Consider the following 18,146-nt stretch of genomic DNA (forward strand, 5'->3'; position numbering starts at 1 on the left):
TTGAGCCCAGTGCAATACAGAGCTCAATATTTAAGTTAACTAACTGTCCAACTTTTGGGGGGCAGATCAACAAGCGGTTAAATTTCTTTTGTAATTTGCAAAAATCTGAAGGAATTTGACCGCTTTTTATTAGCGCTTTTGATATTTAAAACAGATTAATGCTCTAGCATATTTTTTCTTAAAATTGTGATCTAGATCACAATTTTACGATTGAATTTTATCTCTGATAAGCTCATACTCTTTAAGTAAATCACTCAAATTTTTTATTACCTTACATAAGGACTATATTATGAAATGTGAACTTTTAAAACGTACTGCGATAGCATTATTTGTAGGTGGTATTATTTCAACTTATGCATCTGCAGCAGATGGGCAACTTGATACTGCATTTGAGACTATTAAAACTGCGATTGAAACAAACAAAGCAGGATTAGAATCTAAAGCAGATAAAGCATTCGTAGACGAGCTTGACGAAGATGTAGGTAACCTAGAAGATAAGGTTAGTGGTATTGTCGCTACGGCTGCAAATAAAGAGGATTTAGGGAAATTAAATGATGCTGTAGAAACTCTTCGTGATGATGTGAATAGTAATACAGATATTCTTAGTCAAAATAGCGAAGATATAGCAGCGAACAAAGAGGCAATTGAAGCAAACCGCACAGACATTGATGCCAATAAAGCTGAAATTGAAAAAATTAAAAATCTTCAAGGTTACGGCTCTTTGACTGAGGTAGAAAATATTGTTAGTAATAAAGCAGATCAAGATTACGTGGAAGGTTTAGAGCAAGACGTAAAAGCTTTACAATCAGATATGGAAAAAGCCGCTACAGCGGTAAATACGTTAAATGACAATGTAAACGAGTTAAATAGTGCTCAAGAAGCTATTAATGAAAGTTTTAACGATCAATTATTAGCCGCTAATGAGACTCTAGATGAGCATAAAGCTGGCATTGATAAAAATGCATCACGTATTGTAGATACTCGCAATAAACTAGCACTTCAAAATGCTCGTTTAGATAATCACAATAGTAGAATTGATGCAAATAAAGCTGCGTTAGAAACTAAAGCAGATAAAACAGCATTAGAAACTAAAGCAGATAAAACAGCATTAGAAGCTAAAGCAGATAAAACAGCATTAGAAGCTAAAGCTGATAAAACTGCATTGGAAGCTAAAGCTGATAAAACTGCATTAGAAGCTAAAGCTGATAAAACTGCATTAGAAGCTAAAGCTGATAAAACAGTATTAGAAGCTAAAGCTGATAAAACAGCATTAGAAGCTAAAGTTGATAAAGTTTATGTAGACAGTTTAGAACAAAATATTAGAGATAATAGCAATAGAATTGATACAAATAAAGTTGCTGTGTCTACATTAAGAAACGATATTAACAGTCATGCAAAACGACTTGATCATTTAGATAATAGAGTTAATAAACTTGATAAAGATCTTAAACGTGGTCTTGCTACTCAAGCTGCTTTAACAGGTTTATTCCAACCATATACTGTAGGTAAAGCAAACTTTACGGCTGCTGTTGGTGGTTATAAATCTCAAACTGCGGTTGCTATTGGTACAGGTTACCGTTATAACAAGCATGTTGCAACTAAAGCGGGTGTCGCATTTACTCAAGGTGGTGCTGCTTATAATGTTGGTGTGAATTTTGAATGGTAATAGATAACGAAGTTTATCTAATAACTTAAAATCAATACCTGTTTTTGAATGATTTCAGAAACAGGTATTTTTTTATTTGTTAATTCATTAAAAGATCTGAATGAATATGTATATGCAGTACTGAATTAATATGTAGCTTTCAACTAAACACTATTATTTTATCCTTTCACAATTTTAACTAGCTCACGAATATCTTTTATCTCATAAGTTGGTTGGATTTTTGTGTCATTTACAAGATTAGCGTGATTAAACCAGCAAGTATCAATACCCGAATTGTAGCCACCCAAAATGTCTGAAGCGAGTGTATCGCCCACCATAAGGATTTTGGTTTTATCCAAATTATCCATTAGTGAGAAAGTGTAATCAAACACTTTGCGGTCAGGTTTTGCTACGCCGATCTGTTCAGATACAACCACAATGTCGAAGAATTTTTCCGTCTGGGTGTTTTGCAAACGTTGCTGTTGCAGCTCGGTAAAACCGTTGGTAATAATGCCCATTTTAACTTCAGGATAAAGCGCTTCGAGCATTTCCATCACACCATCAAGCGGCTTGCTGACCTTCGCCATCTCCGCCATCAGTTCTTGGTTAAGCTGAATTTGATTCACACCTGTTTGCTTGGATAATTTAGCAAAGCGTCGCATTTGAATATCTTCCGCTGTGATTTCGTTGTTCTGGTATGCAACCCAGAGCAATTTATTGACCGCTTGAAAAACGTCGTAATCTTCACGCGTAAAATCAATGCCATAGCGCTTGAGCATTGCGGTTAAGCCTAAGTAGGAATTGAATGAAAACAGCGTTTCATCCGCATCAAAAAGAACCCAGTTATATCTCATTATTTTCCTTATTTATAGCTATTTTTAATCTCTTCAGTAATCCAATTGACAAAGCATTTCACTTTGGTACTTTCCGCCATTTGTGGAGGATAAACCACGTAGAATGCTTTTTCATCGTAAACATTGGTCATTAACGGCTCAACCACCGAACCTTCTTCGATCTCATCTTGAGCAAGCATTCGGTTTGCTACCACGACGCCCTGTCCATGTTTTGCTGCTTGGATGCCCATTGAGGTTGTACCGAACATCGGGCCTGTTTCGATGTCCATCTCGAGCTTGAGATGCTCTACCATCTGTTTCCATTTGGTGGAAGAGCAAACGTGGATCAAGTTTTTACCCGCTAGATCTTCTGGTCTTTCAATTGGGTTATCTTTCAAATATTCGGGCGAAGCGAGCAACATAATGCGGGCTTTTACCAGCTCAATCGCCTCCAAGTTATTCCAGTTCCCGTTGCCGTAATAAATAGCTACATCAGTATCTTTTCCGAATAAACCTTCGTCTTGTGGCATTGTCGTTAAACGCACTTCAATATCTGGATAACGTTGGTGAAAATCATTTAAACGTGGCACGAGCCAGTGCATTCCAAATGAAGGGGTCGTGCTAATTGCTAAAATTTGGCGAGCAGTTTTGAGTTTTACTTTTTCTGTTGCACTCGCAATTTTCTCTAAAAGCGGTTGAATTTCAGCAAAATATTGCGAACCCACTTCGGTCAGTTCCAATAAGCGATTTTTACGGTGAAAGAGTTTTACACCTAAAAAATCTTCCAAGATTTTGATTTGATGGCTCACTGCAGCTTGAGTAACAAAAAGATCTTCCGCTGCTTTTGTAAAGTTAAGGTGGCGTGCTGCCGCTTCAAAGGCTTTTAACGCATTGAGTGGTGGGAGTTTTTTATTCATAAAATTTCCTTTTTTAGCTTGAAACTTTGCCTATAAAAGCACATAATCAAGCCTTGTTTTTGCTATTCTTAATGAAATAACATTTCTTTATTATCCTCTCTATTATTGCATTATTTTTTCTAATAGTCTAAATAAAAATTTCTAGCTTGTTTAACTATTCCGATATATCTATAATCCGTGTCGTACTTAGACGGATAGTGATAGTAATTTTACTATTTCTAATTTTAAGTATGATGTTGTGTTTGCATATTGGTCTAGGAAACTAGACTAGAGTGGAAATCTTTGATTTTTACTCGTTTCACTTCCTGTATATTCTTTAAACCCTTTTGGTTTTATGCCCCTCACTTTGAGGGGCTTTTTTTATGGTATCATCTATGCAACCCTTTATTCAACAAGCCAATTCCTTTAGTGCAGCCAGAAAACCATTTTTCTTCTTAATTGATTTTGAACAAAATCAACCCATTCTGCTCCCATTGGCAGAGTGCTCCTCACATCAGATCTTTTTTCAATTTCCTGACTACAATAACGTTTCATTCTTTGATTTTAACAAACCATTTGAATTTAGCAGAACCCCATTAAAATTTTCTCGCTATCAGACTGCCTTTGAATTGGTAAAAAATGAAATTCAAAAAGGAAATAGTTATTTATTAAATCTTGCATTTGCCACTAAGATTCAAACAAATTATTCGCTTAAAGAGATTTTTATTAAAAGCCACGCAAAATATAAATTATTCTATCAAGATAAATTTATCAGCTTTTCACCTGAAACTTTCATTCGCATTAAAGAAAATAAAATTTTCTCTTATCCAATGAAAGGTACAATTAACGCAAGTGAAGAAAATGCAAAACAAAAATTATTAAATTCAAAGAAAGAGTTTGAAGAGCACAATACCATTGTTGATTTAATTCGAAATGATTTAGCTATTGTTTCTCAAAATATTCGAGTAACAAAATATCGTTATGTTGAAAAGATTGAAACACATCATGGAGCAATTTATCAAACAAGCTCTGAAATTTGCGGCGAACTCACTGACAATTGGCGAGCGAATATTGGCTCAATTCTCGCAAAATTATTGCCTGCTGGGTCAATTAGCGGAGCACCTAAAGAAAAAACCATCCAAATTATTCAGCAAGCTGAAGGCGAAAAACGTGGCTACTACACAGGTATTTTTGGCTATTTTGATGGCGACAACTTGGAAAGTGCAGTCGCTATTCGCTACATTGAAAAGAATGAACAAGGTGAAATGCTATTTCGCAGCGGTGGTGGTATTACTTCACAAAGTAGCCTAGAAGAAGAGTATCAAGAAATTTTAGAGAAGGTGTATGTCCCAATTTCCCGTGTTTGAAACCATTGCGATTCTTGATGGCATTCCGCAACATTTAGCTTTTCATCAAGCAAGAATGGATAATGCAATAGAAAAATTATTTAAGCAAACCTCGGTATTTAATTTAGCAGAAATTATCCAAGTACCAGAAAAATATCAGAATGGATTAGTGAGATGTCGTATTGATTATAATCAACAAGATTATCATATCATTTTTTCAGTTTATCAAAAAAGAGAAATAAAAAGCTATCAAGCGGTCTATTTTGATACGTTGGAGTACATATTTAAATATAGCAACCGAAAAAATTTTGATTTAATAAAAATCGAAAAAGATGAGGCTATCATCATTCAAAATGGGAAAGTGACCGATTGCCGTATTGGCAATTTACTCTTTTTGAAAAATAATATTTGGTATAGTCCGAAAGATTATCTGCTTAAAGGCACTCAATTAAGCTATCTATTAAGCCAAAATAAAATTAAGCTGGTAAAAATTAAGGTTGAAGATCTACACCAATATGAAAAAATAATGATGATCAACGCAATGAATCCATTTGACGAGAGCCGAGCGATATCTACTCAACATATTACTTTATAGACTAATATGCGATTCCCTTATAAAATAGGGAAGTTTTTTATTACAACGAGGTTTTTATGAAAATTATTCTTTTAGGTGCACCAGGTGCAGGCAAAGGCACACAAGCACAGTTCATTATGAACAAATTTGGTATCCCACAAATCTCAACAGGCGATATGTTCCGTGCTGCAATCAAAGAAGGCACTGAGCTTGGTAAACAAGCAAAAGCGTTAATGGACGAAGGTAAATTAGTACCTGATGAATTAACGGTTGCATTAGTAAAAGACCGCATAGCTCAACCAGACTGTGCAAACGGCTTCTTGTTAGACGGCTTCCCTCGCACGATTCCACAAGCAGATGCATTAAAAGAGTCAGGCGTAAAAATCGACCTTGTGTTAGAATTTGACGTGGCTGATGAAGTGATCGTAGAACGTATGAGCGGTCGTCGCGTACACCAACCTTCTGGTCGTACTTACCACGTGGTTTACAACCCACCAAAAGTAGAAGGTAAAGACGATGTAACAGGCGAAGATTTAATCATCCGCCCAGACGACAAAGCAGAAACCGTGTTAGAGCGATTAGCAATCTATCACAAACAAACCAAACCACTTATCGCTTACTACACTGCCGAAGCCGAAGCAGGCAATACCCGCTACGAGCGTTTAGACGGCACAAAACCAGTAGAAGAAGTAAGTGCTGAATTAGCAAAAATTTTAGGCTAATTAAAAATCGTATATTAGCATAAATAAAAGCCTTGGAGTTCTTGATGACTTCAAGGCTTTTTCTTATTTAATTAGCTTCAACTGCGTTCTCAACGTTCGCTTGAATGCCTCGGCAAGCACTTCGCAACTGAATGCCTCTTCCAAATCTGCTTTAATCGCTTTATTTGGCTTTTGAGCAATGAGTTGATTTAAATGCATAATATTGAGTTTCGGATAAGGCTGTTGCAAGCGGTGAATTTTATCGCCTTTTTTGCAAATACCCGTTTGAAGTACACGAACATACCAGCCAGTTAAGCCTTTTTCTCGCACAATTTCTTGAGTTTCAGAATGCTCACTATTGAGCGACAAACGCTCACAAGGTTTACGCGGCTGAGAAACTTCTACAATAACCTCACCAATTTGATAATGATCACCCACGCAAACATTATATTCATCTAAACCAGAAACAATGAAATTTTCACCATAAATCGCTCTACCTTGCCAGTCAAAATCCTTGCCAATCAAGCTTGTAAGATGCTCAAACGTTTTATCTGACATAAAGAAAAGGGCTTTATCTACACCACCGTGATGAGCTTTTAATCCAACATCGTTGCCCTCAGCCCCCATTTCATTTACCACTATTTGCTCAACAGGTTGCTTGCGGATCGCACTTTCAAGCGTGGTACCATCAGAAAAAGTCATCTTTTCCACTAATCCAATTTTCATTGCTAACACTTCTGCATTCATTTTTTTCTCCATATTTTCACTGTTAATCATATTTTCTATCGCTGATTTTACCACCGAAGGAAGATTATCCGATGTGGTAATAATAACAATAGTTGCGAGGCATGTTCATTATAATTTTCCTATGATGTTATATTGTTCTTTTTTGTTGAATTACTTTTCAAAATACTCCTCAAAAATTTAGAATATGACTCTTTTGGGAATTTTCTCCCTTTTTTTCGATCATTTCTCACATCAATTAAAACTCATCGCAATCGTTTGCGTAAAGCGGTATAATTTGTTCAATTTTTTACATTCACTTTAAATAGGATCTCAAAATGCAAATCAGCTTAAAAAAAATCTACTCTGGCAAAGTGCGTGATTTATACGAAATTGACGATAAGCGTATGCTTATGGTGGCAACGGATCGCCTTTCTGCCTTTGATGTTATCTTAGATGAGCCGATTCCGCACAAAGGCGAAATCTTAACTCAAATTTCGAATTTCTGGTTTAGTAAATTAGCCAATATTATGCCAAACCATTTCACAGGCGATTCTGTATTTGATGTGTTACCAAAAGAAGAAGCCGAGGCAATTCAACATCGTGCAGTGGTATGCAAGCGTTTAACACCAGTGAAAATTGAGTCTATCGTACGTGGTTATTTAACGGGTTCTGGCTTAAAAGATTACAAAAAAACAGGCACAATTTGTGGTTTAGCTCTGCCAGAAGGGTTAGTGGAAGCAAGTAAACTACCTGAGCCGATTTTCACGCCATCAAGCAAAGCGGAAGTGGGCGATCACGACATCAATATTAGCTACGAGGAATGCGAACGCCAAATCGGGAAAACGTTAGCCAAACAAGTAAAAGAAGCAGCCCTTGCACTTTACACCAAAGCGGCTGAATATGCGTTAACAAAAGGCATTATTATCTGCGATACAAAATTTGAATTTGGTTTAGATGAGAATGGCATATTAACTTTGATGGACGAAGTACTCACACCTGATTCAAGTCGTTTCTGGGCGGTAGAAAACTACAAAGAAGGCACAAATCCACCATCATTCGATAAACAATTTGTGCGTGACTGGCTAGAAAATAGTGGATGGAATAAACAAGCTCCTGCACCGAAAATTCCACAAGAAGTGATTGAGAAAACGGTTGCGAAATATCAAGAAGCGTTGGATTTATTAACGAAATAATGACAATCGGATTATTTTAAACCGACTTAGATGAATAGGTGTTGTATTATCAACATCACTGTCCCCATCAAGGTAAAATGAGTTATTGAATAACCTCAATGAAAATCTTACTTGATGGGGTTTTTAGTCGTTATCTAGTACAGGCTCTAAATTATTTGTTAATATCAAACGTCAAGCTTGCATAATGCTTATGTTTTTGACATTGTTCAGGCTTCTCAAACGGCGTTTCATATACTACAGCTGCTTTCCAGAAACCATCACGAAGTGGGATAATATCGACTGTACCATCTGCACCTGTGGTGTCAGAGAAAGCTTGTGCTTCCACTTTGTGGGTATGCTGGTTATCTGAATTATCAAATCCTTTGAATGTTGCTGTTAATGTTGCATTCGGAAGCGGTTCGCCTTGGTAAAGCACTACTACTTTGAAACGCTCACCCACTTTAATGGTGGCAGGATTGACCATTGGTACGATTTCCAATTCATGTCCAACTACTTCTGCCACATCATTTTTTTCGGCTGCCTTGCCAATATTCACAATATTTTTGCCATACATTGCAGTACGTTCGCAATAAGTTGCGTTAGGCGTGTTTTGCATATCCGCTTGCTTCCAACCTTCCGCATTTTGCGACCAGAATGTCGGTTTATATTCTGCGGCTAACACATAGCTTCCTGCTTTTACAGGCTTCGCACTTTCATAGTGATAATTCTCGCCTTTTTGCATGAGCTTTTGTTTTCCTTCAGCATTAACTAAAACCATGCCTTTTTCAAAGAAATGCAAGCGTTTTTCTGCAATCGGTTCAAGCGTTGGAAATTCGCCATAGCCGATGTCTGCTTTCAAAATTTCGCCTGCTTTAGTAGGTTCACTTTGCACCCAAACACGGTGGGCTTGAGCTGAAAAAGAAACCGCGCAAATGGCGGTAGCAAGAAGTAGTTTTTTCATAGATTCTCCGTTCTATTTGCCTATTAACGTTGACGGGCTTTAAACCTTGGGTTGCTCTTACAAATAACGTAAAGTTTACCTTTACGACGTACAATTTTGCAATCTGGATGGCGACTTTTTGCACTTTTTAATGAGTTGAGAATTTGCATTTGATTTCCTTACTTTTTCGCCACTAAACTTGCCATACCTTTAAATTTATCGCTAAAGCGACTTGCACGTCCTTCACTATTTACCTCACGGCGTTTACCCGTATAAACAGGGTGAGAAGCGGAAGAAGTATCTAGTGTATAAAGCGGATATTCTTTGCCGTCTGTCCATTTCATGGTTTTTGTTGTTGCGGCACAAGAGCGAATAACCCAGCCTTGTTGTACAGAAGCATCATAGAAAAGCACTTCACGATAGTTTGTAGGATGAATCCCTTTTTTCATTTGAGTTGTCTCCTTTTGTATTTTGACCTGTTTAAAAATGGTTAATATCCATTTTTAAATTATGGAAATGTATCATACAGCAATTTTTATTTATTTCAATAAATTTTTTATGGTTTTGTGCAACTATTTTTTAACAATCAAAATTTTGCAAAGAAACCAAAAACTCGACCGCTTTTTGTGGTAGGCTATGCCTGAAATTTTCAGGCTACCTTGGAGAAAAATCTATGGCACAGCAACCTTTTTTAATTGCACCTTCTATTCTTTCTGCTGATCTCGCTCGCCTTGGCGATGATGTGAAAGCCGTGCTTGAAGCGGGTGCAGATATCATCCATTTTGATGTGATGGATAACCATTTTGTTCCAAACTTAACTTTCGGATCAGCTATTTGCCAAGCACTACGTGATTATGGCATTACCGCACCGATTGATGTGCATTTAATGGTAAAACCTGTTGAGCGTTTAATTCCTGATTTCGCCAAAGCAGGGGCAAATTACATTACCTTCCATCCTGAAGCGACCGACCATATCGACCGCAATTTACAGCTTATTCGTGATTTAGGTTGTAAATCTGGCTTGGTATTCAACCCCGCAACGCCACTGCATTATCTTGATTATGTGATGGATAAAGTGGATATGATTTTATTGATGGGCGTGAACCCTGGTTTTGGCGGGCAGAAATTTATCCCTTCAACATTGGAAAAACTGCGTGAAGTGCGTAAACGTATTGATGCAAGCCGTTTAAATATTCGCCTTGAAGTAGATGGCGGTGTGAAAGCGGATAACATTGCAGACATTGCCGAAGCAGGGGCAGATACTTTTGTGGCTGGCTCTGCGATTTTTGACCAGCCAGATTACCAAGCGGTTATTACTCAAATGCGAAAAGCCCTAGAAGGAAAATAGCAAAATAAATCGAAAAGAAATTTTTATGCGTGTGTGGATAATTTCTATTCATAATGGTAGAATACATCAATCCTCGCATACATAAAATGTAGGCAAACTTTTTTAATTCTTGTGTGTCTTAATGGCGTCTGGTTCGACCTATCTCTTTTAGGTTGCATTAAACAAAATTTCGATTACACTACTTAACTCTCGCATTCGCGATTTTATATAGGAAACCAAAAATGAGCATTGAAGAACGCGTAAAAAAAATTATCGTTGATCAATTAGGTGCAGACGCTGCACAAGTTAAACCTGAAGCTTCATTCATCGAAGATTTAGGTGCTGACTCTTTAGACACTGTTGAATTAGTAATGGCTTTAGAAGAAGAATTCGATATCGAAATTCCTGATGAAGAAGCTGAAAAAATCACAACAGTTCAATCAGCGATTGACTACGTGACAAAAGCTAACGCATAATTCTACAAATAAGGCGGTTTTAAACCGCCTTATTTTCAATAATTTCTCCTATTAGCATAAAGGCATATATCATTGATATATGCCTTCTTTTTTACTATTTCACCCAAAACTGCCCTTTGGATAATTTATAAATTGTTAAACTGATCAACCCTAAAATCATCACATTCGCAAATACAAAGGCGAAAATCGCAACGCCTGGGAGAACATTAGCATGGTAAAACGCAACCGCACTATTTGCCATTGATGCCAAACCGAATGAGAAACCCCAAAAGCCGATATTTAAGCCTTTTTCTGCAATCCACGGTAACAAGCGAATTAAGAAAAAGAATTGCAAGAAGCCATATCCCCAAAGAATTTTTACGAAAGTATCAATTTCACCATGATTCACGGCTAAGTAAGCTGATGCTCCAACAAAAGCAGGGGCAAGGATAATCCCCATCGTTGCTCGGAAAGGCGGTTCAACAGATGAAATTCTCAAGTGTTGCAACAACACTGGCTCGAAGATAATCCACGCAATTAAACCTGCCCCAAAGAACAAATAGCCCAAGTCATGATAACCAATCAAAGCAAGTGAGCTAGCACTGGTAAAGTTTGCCGCGACCGCAGGCAAATAGAAAGGTGGGCGGGTGGATTTCTGTTCAAAAATACCGCCTTTCCACAATTCACCAATGCGAATGGATGAAAAGAGCAATTGTCCAACTGTGCCAATCCAGATTATTACCTCAGCCAACAGCGGTTGCCAGCGATAGAGAATATCTGCAACCAGCATGGTGGTAATCGGAATTAATGCCAGAAACGAGAACCGCACAGGGCAACGATATTCTTCTAAAACTTCGTGTTTAAAATAGCGGAGTTTATACAGATAAAGCCCAATAAACAGAAGCCACACAAGAATAGCGCTAATACCTAAAATGTTGCTGATTGTTTCAGTCAGCGGAGAATGGGCAAGATGTGTCCAAGCAAGGGAAAGTGCTGCCAAGCCAAGCGGGATACCGAAATAGCCCGTTGGCAATGGGAAAGGTTTGTTTGTGTTCATATTTCCTCCTGAAAAGTTAAGAACAATTTGAGTATAGCACTTGTGTCAATAGAAAATAGATGAAATTTTTTAAATTTTCGCGAGATCAAACATAGTCAAATCAATTACATCTGGCGTGCCATAGAATTTTGCCAGTGCTTTGCGAAGTGTCTCTGCACGTTTTGGCAAATAACCTCGCTCTGCGTAAACTTTTACCTGATTATAGACCGCTTGTTTGAAAGCTGAATTATCGCCTGGGTTGCCTGAAAGGTTATCCGCACTCGCAAAATAGCGGAAGCCTGCTGCGGTTGCTAAGACCCATTCGATCGCCTGCGGTTTCACTTCCACCGATTCAAACTCACGTTGGCGTTCTGCCGAGCGACCATCTGGCTCATACCAATAACCAAAATCTTCTAATTGGCGGCGTGCTTCACCTGCCACAAGCCAATGCGAAATTTCGTGCAAGGCACTGCTGTAATAGCCGTGAGCAAATAAAATCACATGGTAAGGGCGTGCTGATTTCACGCCATCTTCCTCTAAAAAAGCAGGCAAATAGATAGGATAATCGCCACCTTTTTCTAATCGGGTGTTATATTCTGTGGCAAAGCATTCGTCAAAAATGCGGATTATATCTTCGATCTTGTGGTTATCTTGGTTCATTTTGTTTTCCTAATTTATTGATTTATCCAATCCAAAAACGCTTTTGCATCCAAAAATCCTGTCACTCGCATTGAGCTGATTTCTTGCCCTTGTTCATCGAAGAACAAAATGGTTGGTAAGCCTAAGATTTGGAAGCGTTGCATAATGGCATCGTTTTCAGCGGAGTTGCGGGTCATATCCACTTGGAGCACCACCATTTCGCCCAATTTTTGTTGCACCTTAGCGTCTGAGAAAGTGTATTTTTCGAACTCTTTACACGCAACACACCAGTCGGCATAGAGGTCAAACATCACTTTTTTACCTTTCGCTTCGGCAAGTTGAGTGTCTAATTCCGCTAATGAACTAATGCGAATAAATTTGGCGTGCGATGAGGTTTCTACTGAATGTGAACTATTGCCCCATACTAAATTTGCCCACGGATAAGCGGATAACGCAAACAATGCAAACAAACCAATGCGAATAGCATTTTTCAACACACCTGTAGCAGGAATAACGCTAATCAGCCAACCGAAGAATACTAATGCTAAAGTAGACCAAAGTAAGGGTTCAATTTGAGTTGGCAATAAGCGGGCAATTAAGAAAATCGGTAACGCTAACATTACAAAACCGAAAGCCGTTTTTACTTTTAGTAACCAATCGCCTGATTTAGGCAGAATTTTGTTACCAAAGAGAGTGATCAACACTAGTGGAATACCCATTCCAAGTGCGAGCAAATAAAGTGCTAAGCCACCCGTGAATAGATCTCCGCTTTGAGCCACGTAAAGCAATGCACCCGAAAGTGGGGCAGAGGTGCAAGGTGAGGCAACTAAGCCTGCGATTATCCCCATGATAAACACGCCACCGAATGCACCACCTGATTGTTTTTGGCTGAGTGCATTCAACTTTTGTTGCCACGCATTTGGCAAGCGAATTTCAAACAAGCCAAACATGGAAGCCGCCAGCAAAGTAAATAAAATCGCCAAGCCGATCAGCACAGGTGGGCTTTGCAAGGCAATTTGGAATGGCAAGCCAATTGCTGCCACCACTAAACCGAGCAAGGTGTAAGTGAGTGCCATACCTTGCACGTAAGTGAGGCTGAGTAGCAATGCTTTTAGGCTATTTGGGCGTTGTTGGTTGCCGATTACAATCGCGGAAAGCAGTGGCAACATTGGCAACACACACGGGGTAAATGCCAAACCTACCCCCAACACGAAAAACCAGAAAATCGACAAGCGATTTTGTGAAAGCTGGCTTGCAAGTTGGTCTTGTTGGCTGATGCCTGCCATATTAGAAGCAGTTGAATTTTTGCTAGAATTTGCAACAGCTGAATTTGCAATATTTTGAGCAGAATCGACCGCTTGTACTTCCACATTTTGCAGAGGCACGCTCACCGTTTCAGGCGGATAACAGAAGCCTTTGGTGCAACCTTGATAGCGAATTTCTACCGAACCATTTTGAGACGATTTTAGCGGAATCTGTAACGCCAATTCGTTGCGGAAAATTTCCACATCGCCGAAAAATTCATCTTGATGGCGTTCCGCTGGCGGAAATTGCCATTCGCCCAATTCGGCTTGTGTTGGGGTAATTTGCACCTCTTTTTGGTAGAGGTAGTAGCCATCTGCGATTTGCCAATTTAGTGCCAATTGGTTGCCCGTTTGCTTGGCGTCAAATTGGAACGCTTGCTGGCTTGTAAGGAAAGTTGGTTTTTTATCAAATAAGCCCGCCTGACCATTGAGCGAGAGGCAGAGACTTACGAGAAGTATCAGAATACGTAACATTTTAAATCACACTTTTAAGTAAATAGAGAGTATAGCCTACAAAACAGAGTATCAAAAGAAATCCCTCAAAGCGGGTAATTTTACCTTGTTTTTTGCGACTGAATGGGTAGCAGCAGAGAGCGAGTAACACGGTGAGTGCAGACATCACCAGCATATCGCGGCTGAAAATATCAGGCTCAACGCGCATTGGGCTAATTACTCCCGCAATGCCAACGACCACCAAGGTATTAAAGAGGTTCGAGCCGACAATATTGCCGAGAGCTAAATCAGATTCACCTTTGCGTGCTGCAATAATGGAAGATGCTAACTCAGGTAAAGAAGTACCCACCGCCACAATGGTTAAGCCAATAACTAAATCGCTCACGCCCAATTCTTTGGCAAGCGACACTGCACCGACTACCATCAATTTTGAGCTTGCCATTAACAGCAATAAGCCGACTACAAGCCAGAACACCGATTTTTTAAGCGAAACGGGTGCTTGATTTTCTTCTTCCTCAATCGCATCAGGCGATTTTCTCGCCTCCCAAATTCGCCACCCCATATAAATGGCAAAAACGACCAATAAAATGACCGCTTCTGTTTGAGTAACTGTCGCATCAGTTAAGAAATAAGCAGAGAGCGCAGTGATTGCCAGCAATGCAGGTAGCTCTTTTTTGAGCACATCTTTTGCCACTAAAATTGGCGAGATCACCGCAGTTGCCCCTAAGATCAGCGCAATATTGGCAATGTTCGAGCCATAAGCATTGCCCAATGCTAAGCCAGATGCGCCGTCTAATGCGGAGGAGGCAGAGACGAGCATTTCAGGTGTAGAGGTGCCAAAGCCTACGATCACAATGCCGATAAGTAGAGGCGAAAGCCCCAAGTAGCGTGCGGTGGTAGATGCGCCGTCCACAAATTTATCGGCACTCCAAACAAGGAGGATTAAGCCGATAGCGAGATAGAGAATGTCGAGTAGCATAGATATTCCTAGGTGTTGTGACTTAATTTCTTCGTTAATAGATACCGTCAAATCTCCCCTCCCCTTCTTTGCTAATGAGGGGGAAGTTCTTGATGAAGAATAGAGATCTCCATTATTTCGCAAAGATAAATCCCCTCTTTAGCAAAGAGGGGTAGGGGAGATTTGGCAGAAGTAAAGCCGAAGAAATTAACTAATAAATTTACGAAAATTTTATGTTTAAAAAATTCAAATCAGGGTACTTAAACCCAAACCCATCCGCCAACAAATGCGTTGGTATAAGCGGTTGATTATCCAACAAAATTGCCGAACGTTCGCCAAGTAGCCATTTCAATACAAAAGCAGGTACGTGGCAGAATGCAGGTTTACGACTCTGCTTTGCCAACCAGCAGTTGAATTCCGCATTGGTCACAGGAGAAGGCGAAACGAAATTATACCCCCCAATGCAGTTCGGATTTTCCAATAAGAAACATAGGGCGCGCAAATAATCGTCTAATGAGATCCACGCCCAATGCTGTTTACCATTGCCCAGTTTTCCGCCAAGCCCTAGGCGATAAAGCGGGAGCATCCTTTTTAATGCCCCTCCTTGTTCGGAAAGTACAATGCCCGTGCGGATAAGGCAAAGCCTTGTAGTGGCTGCTGTTTTTAATGCCTCTGCTTCCCACTGTTTGCATAATTCTGCAGTAAATCCACCGCTTGAAGGCGTTTTTTCATGACCAGATTGGTCTGTCGGCAAATCACCGTAAAAGCCAGTGGCAGAACTTGAAATAAACACAGCGGGCGGTTGTGTGCTTTTGGCAAAGAGATCCGCAAGCTGTGCGGTCAGTTGCACGCGGCTGCTGAGCAATTTTTGCTTCTGCTGTTTCGTCCAACGTTGATCAAAAATCGGTTCGCCTGCGAGATTAATCACCGCATCAAATTCATTTAAATCGCTGAAGTTTGCAAGAGTTTGTACAAATTTGACCGCTTGCTGAGGCTGTCTTGTTTTACGAGATAAGAGAGTGAGCTGATACCCTTTTTCAAGCAAAATAGGCACTAAATGTGAACCAATAAACCCTGTGCCACCTGTAAGTAAAATGTTCATTAAAACGAGCTTTCAAATAGGAGGCGGACAGTTTGCATTAAATCATCCATCTCTATTCCTCGAGTTGGAGTAATGAAAATAGTGTCATCACCTGCGATAGTACCTAAAATGCCTTCGCTTTTGCCGATGGAGTCAAGCAAGCGTGCAATCAACTGTGCCGCACCAGGGCTGGTTTTCACTACAATCAGTAGATCGTTGTGATCAATGTCCACCACCAAGTTTTTCAACGGGCTGGAAGTGGCTGGTACACTCAATTCATTCGGCAGTTGATAAACCATTTCCATTTTGGTATTACGGGTACGAACAGCACCGAATTTAGAGAGCATTCGAGAGACTTTAGATTGGTTAATATTTTCAAAGCCTTGCTCTTGTAAAGCTGTCACAATTTCGCTTTGTGAACCAAACTTTTCTTCTTTTAATAGAGCCTTGAATGCTTCAGAAAGTTTATCCATGAGTTTCCTTTTCAGTTAAAAATGCAATTTCTATGCAGAATTCTTGCGTATCTATGCATAAAAAGCAATTTGTTCTGTTAATTTTCTTAATGAATCAAATGATTATTTGGTAAAAACTTGATTCAGATTATATTTTCAACAGAACAAACTCCTCTTTTTAGGTAAAAATCTGTTAAAATTTCTCCAATTTTGAGATTAAATTCTTTCATTTTAATAGGAGTTTTTTTATGAAATTAACCCTTTTAGGTGCTGCTGGTGGTATCGGTCAAACTTTGGCATTATTGTTAAAATTACGTTTACCAATAGGCACAGAATTAGCCCTTTATGATATTTCGCCTGTTACGCCAGGTGTTGCGGTAGATATTAGCCATATTGCAACTTCTGTAAAAGCAATAGGTTATGCAGGCGAAGAGAACTTAGCTGCTGCGTTAAAAGATGCACATATGGTGTTAATTACCGCAGGTGTGGCACGTAAACCTGGTATGACCCGTGCCGATTTATTCAACATCAACGGTAACATCATCAAAAACTTGGTTGAAAAAGTAGCAGAAGTGTGCCCTGATGCGTGCGTGGGTATTGTAAGTAACCCTGTAAATACATTGGTACCATTAGCAGCTGAAGTATTACGCAAAAAAGGCGTGTATGACAAACGTAAATTATTCGGTGTTTCCACTTTAGACGTCGTGCGTGCGAAAAGCTTCGTATCTGAATTAAAAGAAAAACACGCTGAAACCGTGAAAGTGCCTGTCATCGGTGGTCACTCTGGCCCAACCATTTTACCGCTCCTTTCTCAAGCGTTATCTGAAGGTCGTAAAATTGACTTCACACAAGAAGAGATCGAATCATTAACCCACCGCATCCAAAATGCAGGAACGGAAGTAGTTGAAGCCAAAGCAGGGGGCGGATCTGCAACCCTTTCAATGGCAGAAGCGGGTGCACGTTTTGCCGTGGCGGTATTCAAAGCATTACTAGGTGAAGACTGCGTGCGTTATGCGTATGTAGAAAGCAAAAAAGACAGTGGTTACCCAGAATTCTTCGCTCACCCTGTGCGTTTCGGTTTAACAGGTGTGGAAGAAATTCTGCCAATTGGTCAGTTAAGCGAATATGAAAAAGAGAAATTAAAAGCACTTGAAGAAGTATTAGAAGCAGATATTAAGTTAGGCAAAGACTTTGTAAACGGTTAATTTTCAATGAAGTAAAAGGGTTGATTTTGTCAACCCTTTTTCCTATTATTTGGGAGTTAACGAAAGGAGTTATCTATGAATAAAACTTATTTAGTTGGTTTAATGGCTATGGTGGTTGCTTTGGCTGGTTGTAGTAATCCGCCTGTTTCTGTGAAAGGCGATGTATCTGTTGTGGCAGCGAAAGATACAGAAACAACGGATCAGAATATCCATATTAATGAGGCGAATACGCAGGGCATAATTTCAGCAGTACAACCGCAATCAATGTCCCAAAATGCAAAAATTCCTGAAAAAGCGACCGCTATTTGTAATGATGGCACTTTCTCTATGTCGCTTCTAAACGAGGCTTGCTTAAATAACGGTGGCGTAAAAGAGGTAATTTCGAGATATTATTCGGAATAGA

General features: G+C 39.4%; 21 protein-coding genes. 9 read left to right on the top strand and 12 right to left on the bottom strand.

The window, feature by feature from the left end:
• Positions 1 to 289: 289 nt before the first annotated feature.
• The gene (locus tag QMF79_RS00695; protein WP_281772362.1) at positions 290 to 1,666 is read left to right on the top strand and encodes a YadA C-terminal domain-containing protein; all 1,377 of its coding nucleotides are present in this window, start codon (positions 290 to 292) and stop codon (positions 1,664 to 1,666) included.
• Positions 1,667 to 1,824: 158 nt separating this feature from the next.
• On the opposite strand, the gene yjjG is transcribed toward QMF79_RS00695, so the two are convergent.
• Both yjjG and QMF79_RS00705 read right to left on the bottom strand, forming a co-directional pair.
• Positions 1,825 to 2,499 carry a pyrimidine 5'-nucleotidase gene (yjjG, locus tag QMF79_RS00700; protein ID WP_281772363.1) on the bottom strand — a complete coding sequence of 225 codons (675 nt, stop codon included), beginning with the start codon at positions 2,497 to 2,499 and terminating at the stop codon, positions 1,825 to 1,827.
• Positions 2,500 to 2,507: 8 nt separating this feature from the next.
• Positions 2,508 to 3,395 (bottom strand): transcriptional regulator GcvA, encoded by an 888-nt coding sequence (locus QMF79_RS00705; RefSeq protein WP_281772364.1) that lies wholly within the window; start codon positions 3,393 to 3,395, stop codon positions 2,508 to 2,510.
• 374 nt (positions 3,396 to 3,769) lie between these two features.
• Between QMF79_RS00705 and QMF79_RS00710 the strand changes: the two genes are divergently transcribed.
• From QMF79_RS00710 to adk, 3 genes are read left to right on the top strand one after another with little or no spacing between them, the layout of a single operon-like run.
• Positions 3,770 to 4,741: an aminodeoxychorismate synthase component I gene (locus QMF79_RS00710; RefSeq protein WP_281772365.1), complete on the top strand. Its 972-nt coding sequence runs from the start codon at positions 3,770 to 3,772 to the stop codon at positions 4,739 to 4,741.
• Complete coding sequence (locus QMF79_RS00715; RefSeq protein ID WP_281772366.1) at positions 4,719 to 5,315, top strand: aminotransferase class IV family protein; 597 nt, start codon at positions 4,719 to 4,721, stop codon at positions 5,313 to 5,315. Before QMF79_RS00710 ends, QMF79_RS00715 begins: the two co-directional genes overlap by 23 nt.
• A gap of 56 nt (positions 5,316 to 5,371) precedes the next feature.
• Entirely contained in the window at positions 5,372 to 6,016 is a 645-nt protein-coding gene (gene adk, locus QMF79_RS00720) for an adenylate kinase (RefSeq protein WP_005709021.1), read from the top strand.
• A 63-nt stretch (positions 6,017 to 6,079) separates the two neighbouring features.
• On the opposite strand, the gene QMF79_RS00725 is transcribed toward adk, so the two are convergent.
• The gene (locus QMF79_RS00725; RefSeq protein ID WP_281772387.1) at positions 6,080 to 6,742 is read right to left on the bottom strand and encodes an MOSC domain-containing protein; all 663 of its coding nucleotides are present in this window, start codon (positions 6,740 to 6,742) and stop codon (positions 6,080 to 6,082) included.
• Positions 6,743 to 7,056: 314 nt separating this feature from the next.
• On the opposite strand from QMF79_RS00725, the gene QMF79_RS00730 reads away from it, so the two are divergent.
• Positions 7,057 to 7,914, top strand: coding sequence for a phosphoribosylaminoimidazolesuccinocarboxamide synthase (locus QMF79_RS00730; RefSeq protein WP_281772367.1), 858 nt, complete (start codon positions 7,057 to 7,059; stop codon positions 7,912 to 7,914).
• A 151-nt stretch (positions 7,915 to 8,065) separates the two neighbouring features.
• Here QMF79_RS00730 and QMF79_RS00735 read toward each other — a convergent pair whose 3' ends face one another.
• From QMF79_RS00735 to QMF79_RS00745, 3 genes are read right to left on the bottom strand one after another with little or no spacing between them, the layout of a single operon-like run.
• Positions 8,066 to 8,854, bottom strand: coding sequence for a DUF4198 domain-containing protein (locus QMF79_RS00735; RefSeq protein ID WP_281772368.1), 789 nt, complete (start codon positions 8,852 to 8,854; stop codon positions 8,066 to 8,068).
• A gap of 23 nt (positions 8,855 to 8,877) precedes the next feature.
• Positions 8,878 to 9,003 (bottom strand): type B 50S ribosomal protein L36, encoded by a 126-nt coding sequence (ykgO, locus tag QMF79_RS00740; protein ID WP_005707423.1) that lies wholly within the window; start codon positions 9,001 to 9,003, stop codon positions 8,878 to 8,880.
• A 9-nt stretch (positions 9,004 to 9,012) separates the two neighbouring features.
• Positions 9,013 to 9,282: a type B 50S ribosomal protein L31 gene (locus QMF79_RS00745; protein ID WP_005707426.1), complete on the bottom strand. Its 270-nt coding sequence runs from the start codon at positions 9,280 to 9,282 to the stop codon at positions 9,013 to 9,015.
• Between the two features lie 224 nt (positions 9,283 to 9,506).
• Here QMF79_RS00745 and rpe point away from each other — a divergent pair, with 224 nt between their 5' ends.
• Positions 9,507 to 10,181, top strand: coding sequence for a ribulose-phosphate 3-epimerase (rpe, locus tag QMF79_RS00750; RefSeq protein ID WP_281772369.1), 675 nt, complete (start codon positions 9,507 to 9,509; stop codon positions 10,179 to 10,181).
• A 221-nt stretch (positions 10,182 to 10,402) separates the two neighbouring features.
• Positions 10,403 to 10,636, top strand: coding sequence for an acyl carrier protein (gene acpP, locus QMF79_RS00755; protein ID WP_005707420.1), 234 nt, complete (start codon positions 10,403 to 10,405; stop codon positions 10,634 to 10,636).
• Between the two features lie 94 nt (positions 10,637 to 10,730).
• On the opposite strand, the gene tehA is transcribed toward acpP, so the two are convergent.
• The 6 genes from tehA to argR form a co-directional block, all read right to left on the bottom strand.
• On the bottom strand, positions 10,731 to 11,672 hold the full coding sequence (gene tehA / locus QMF79_RS00760; RefSeq protein WP_281772370.1) for a dicarboxylate transporter/tellurite-resistance protein TehA: 942 nt from the start codon (positions 11,670 to 11,672) through the stop codon (positions 10,731 to 10,733).
• 69 nt (positions 11,673 to 11,741) lie between these two features.
• Complete coding sequence (locus QMF79_RS00765; protein ID WP_281772371.1) at positions 11,742 to 12,311, bottom strand: elongation factor P hydroxylase; 570 nt, start codon at positions 12,309 to 12,311, stop codon at positions 11,742 to 11,744.
• 14 nt (positions 12,312 to 12,325) lie between these two features.
• Entirely contained in the window at positions 12,326 to 14,068 is a 1,743-nt protein-coding gene (locus QMF79_RS00770) for a protein-disulfide reductase DsbD (RefSeq protein ID WP_281772372.1), read from the bottom strand.
• Position 14,069: 1 nt separating this feature from the next.
• A complete protein-coding gene (locus QMF79_RS00775; protein WP_281772373.1) occupies positions 14,070 to 15,026 on the bottom strand; it encodes a calcium/sodium antiporter in 957 nt (318 codons plus the stop codon).
• Between the two features lie 199 nt (positions 15,027 to 15,225).
• On the bottom strand, positions 15,226 to 16,107 hold the full coding sequence (locus QMF79_RS00780) for a TIGR01777 family oxidoreductase (protein ID WP_281772374.1): 882 nt from the start codon (positions 16,105 to 16,107) through the stop codon (positions 15,226 to 15,228).
• Positions 16,107 to 16,559, bottom strand: coding sequence for a transcriptional regulator ArgR (argR, locus tag QMF79_RS00785; RefSeq protein ID WP_281772375.1), 453 nt, complete (start codon positions 16,557 to 16,559; stop codon positions 16,107 to 16,109). The genes QMF79_RS00780 and argR overlap by 1 nt, the downstream gene beginning before the upstream one ends.
• A gap of 227 nt (positions 16,560 to 16,786) precedes the next feature.
• Between argR and mdh the strand changes: the two genes are divergently transcribed.
• Together mdh and QMF79_RS00795 are read left to right on the top strand one after the other, a co-directional pair.
• Positions 16,787 to 17,743 (top strand): malate dehydrogenase, encoded by a 957-nt coding sequence (mdh, locus tag QMF79_RS00790; protein WP_281772376.1) that lies wholly within the window; start codon positions 16,787 to 16,789, stop codon positions 17,741 to 17,743.
• Between the two features lie 75 nt (positions 17,744 to 17,818).
• Positions 17,819 to 18,145 carry a hypothetical protein gene (locus QMF79_RS00795; protein WP_281772377.1) on the top strand — a complete coding sequence of 109 codons (327 nt, stop codon included), beginning with the start codon at positions 17,819 to 17,821 and terminating at the stop codon, positions 18,143 to 18,145.
• Position 18,146 lies beyond the last annotated feature (1 nt).

Source organism: Pseudohaemophilus parahaemolyticus (assembly GCF_938021905.1).
Lineage (GTDB): Bacteria > Pseudomonadota > Gammaproteobacteria > Enterobacterales > Pasteurellaceae > Haemophilus_A > Haemophilus_A parahaemolyticus_B.

What these genes read in the sequence shown, in the direction of transcription:
- QMF79_RS00695 (WP_281772362.1), top strand. Translation starts at nt 290, where the DNA reads ATGAAATGTGAACTTTTAAAACGTACTGCGATAGCATTATTTGTAGGT.
- yjjG (WP_281772363.1), bottom strand. Translation starts at nt 2,499, where the DNA reads ATGAGATATAACTGGGTTCTTTTTGATGCGGATGAAACGCTGTTTTCA.
- QMF79_RS00705 (WP_281772364.1), bottom strand. Translation starts at nt 3,395, where the DNA reads ATGAATAAAAAACTCCCACCACTCAATGCGTTAAAAGCCTTTGAAGCG.
- QMF79_RS00710 (WP_281772365.1), top strand. Translation starts at nt 3,770, where the DNA reads ATGCAACCCTTTATTCAACAAGCCAATTCCTTTAGTGCAGCCAGAAAA.
- QMF79_RS00715 (WP_281772366.1), top strand. Translation starts at nt 4,719, where the DNA reads ATGTCCCAATTTCCCGTGTTTGAAACCATTGCGATTCTTGATGGCATT.
- adk (WP_005709021.1), top strand. Translation starts at nt 5,372, where the DNA reads ATGAAAATTATTCTTTTAGGTGCACCAGGTGCAGGCAAAGGCACACAA.
- QMF79_RS00725 (WP_281772387.1), bottom strand. Translation starts at nt 6,742, where the DNA reads ATGAATGCAGAAGTGTTAGCAATGAAAATTGGATTAGTGGAAAAGATG.
- QMF79_RS00730 (WP_281772367.1), top strand. Translation starts at nt 7,057, where the DNA reads ATGCAAATCAGCTTAAAAAAAATCTACTCTGGCAAAGTGCGTGATTTA.
- QMF79_RS00735 (WP_281772368.1), bottom strand. Translation starts at nt 8,854, where the DNA reads ATGAAAAAACTACTTCTTGCTACCGCCATTTGCGCGGTTTCTTTTTCA.
- ykgO (WP_005707423.1), bottom strand. Translation starts at nt 9,003, where the DNA reads ATGCAAATTCTCAACTCATTAAAAAGTGCAAAAAGTCGCCATCCAGAT.
- QMF79_RS00745 (WP_005707426.1), bottom strand. Translation starts at nt 9,282, where the DNA reads ATGAAAAAAGGGATTCATCCTACAAACTATCGTGAAGTGCTTTTCTAT.
- rpe (WP_281772369.1), top strand. Translation starts at nt 9,507, where the DNA reads ATGGCACAGCAACCTTTTTTAATTGCACCTTCTATTCTTTCTGCTGAT.
- acpP (WP_005707420.1), top strand. Translation starts at nt 10,403, where the DNA reads ATGAGCATTGAAGAACGCGTAAAAAAAATTATCGTTGATCAATTAGGT.
- tehA (WP_281772370.1), bottom strand. Translation starts at nt 11,672, where the DNA reads ATGAACACAAACAAACCTTTCCCATTGCCAACGGGCTATTTCGGTATC.
- QMF79_RS00765 (WP_281772371.1), bottom strand. Translation starts at nt 12,311, where the DNA reads ATGAACCAAGATAACCACAAGATCGAAGATATAATCCGCATTTTTGAC.
- QMF79_RS00770 (WP_281772372.1), bottom strand. Translation starts at nt 14,068, where the DNA reads ATGTTACGTATTCTGATACTTCTCGTAAGTCTCTGCCTCTCGCTCAAT.
- QMF79_RS00775 (WP_281772373.1), bottom strand. Translation starts at nt 15,026, where the DNA reads ATGCTACTCGACATTCTCTATCTCGCTATCGGCTTAATCCTCCTTGTT.
- QMF79_RS00780 (WP_281772374.1), bottom strand. Translation starts at nt 16,107, where the DNA reads ATGAACATTTTACTTACAGGTGGCACAGGGTTTATTGGTTCACATTTA.
- argR (WP_281772375.1), bottom strand. Translation starts at nt 16,559, where the DNA reads ATGGATAAACTTTCTGAAGCATTCAAGGCTCTATTAAAAGAAGAAAAG.
- mdh (WP_281772376.1), top strand. Translation starts at nt 16,787, where the DNA reads ATGAAATTAACCCTTTTAGGTGCTGCTGGTGGTATCGGTCAAACTTTG.
- QMF79_RS00795 (WP_281772377.1), top strand. Translation starts at nt 17,819, where the DNA reads ATGAATAAAACTTATTTAGTTGGTTTAATGGCTATGGTGGTTGCTTTG.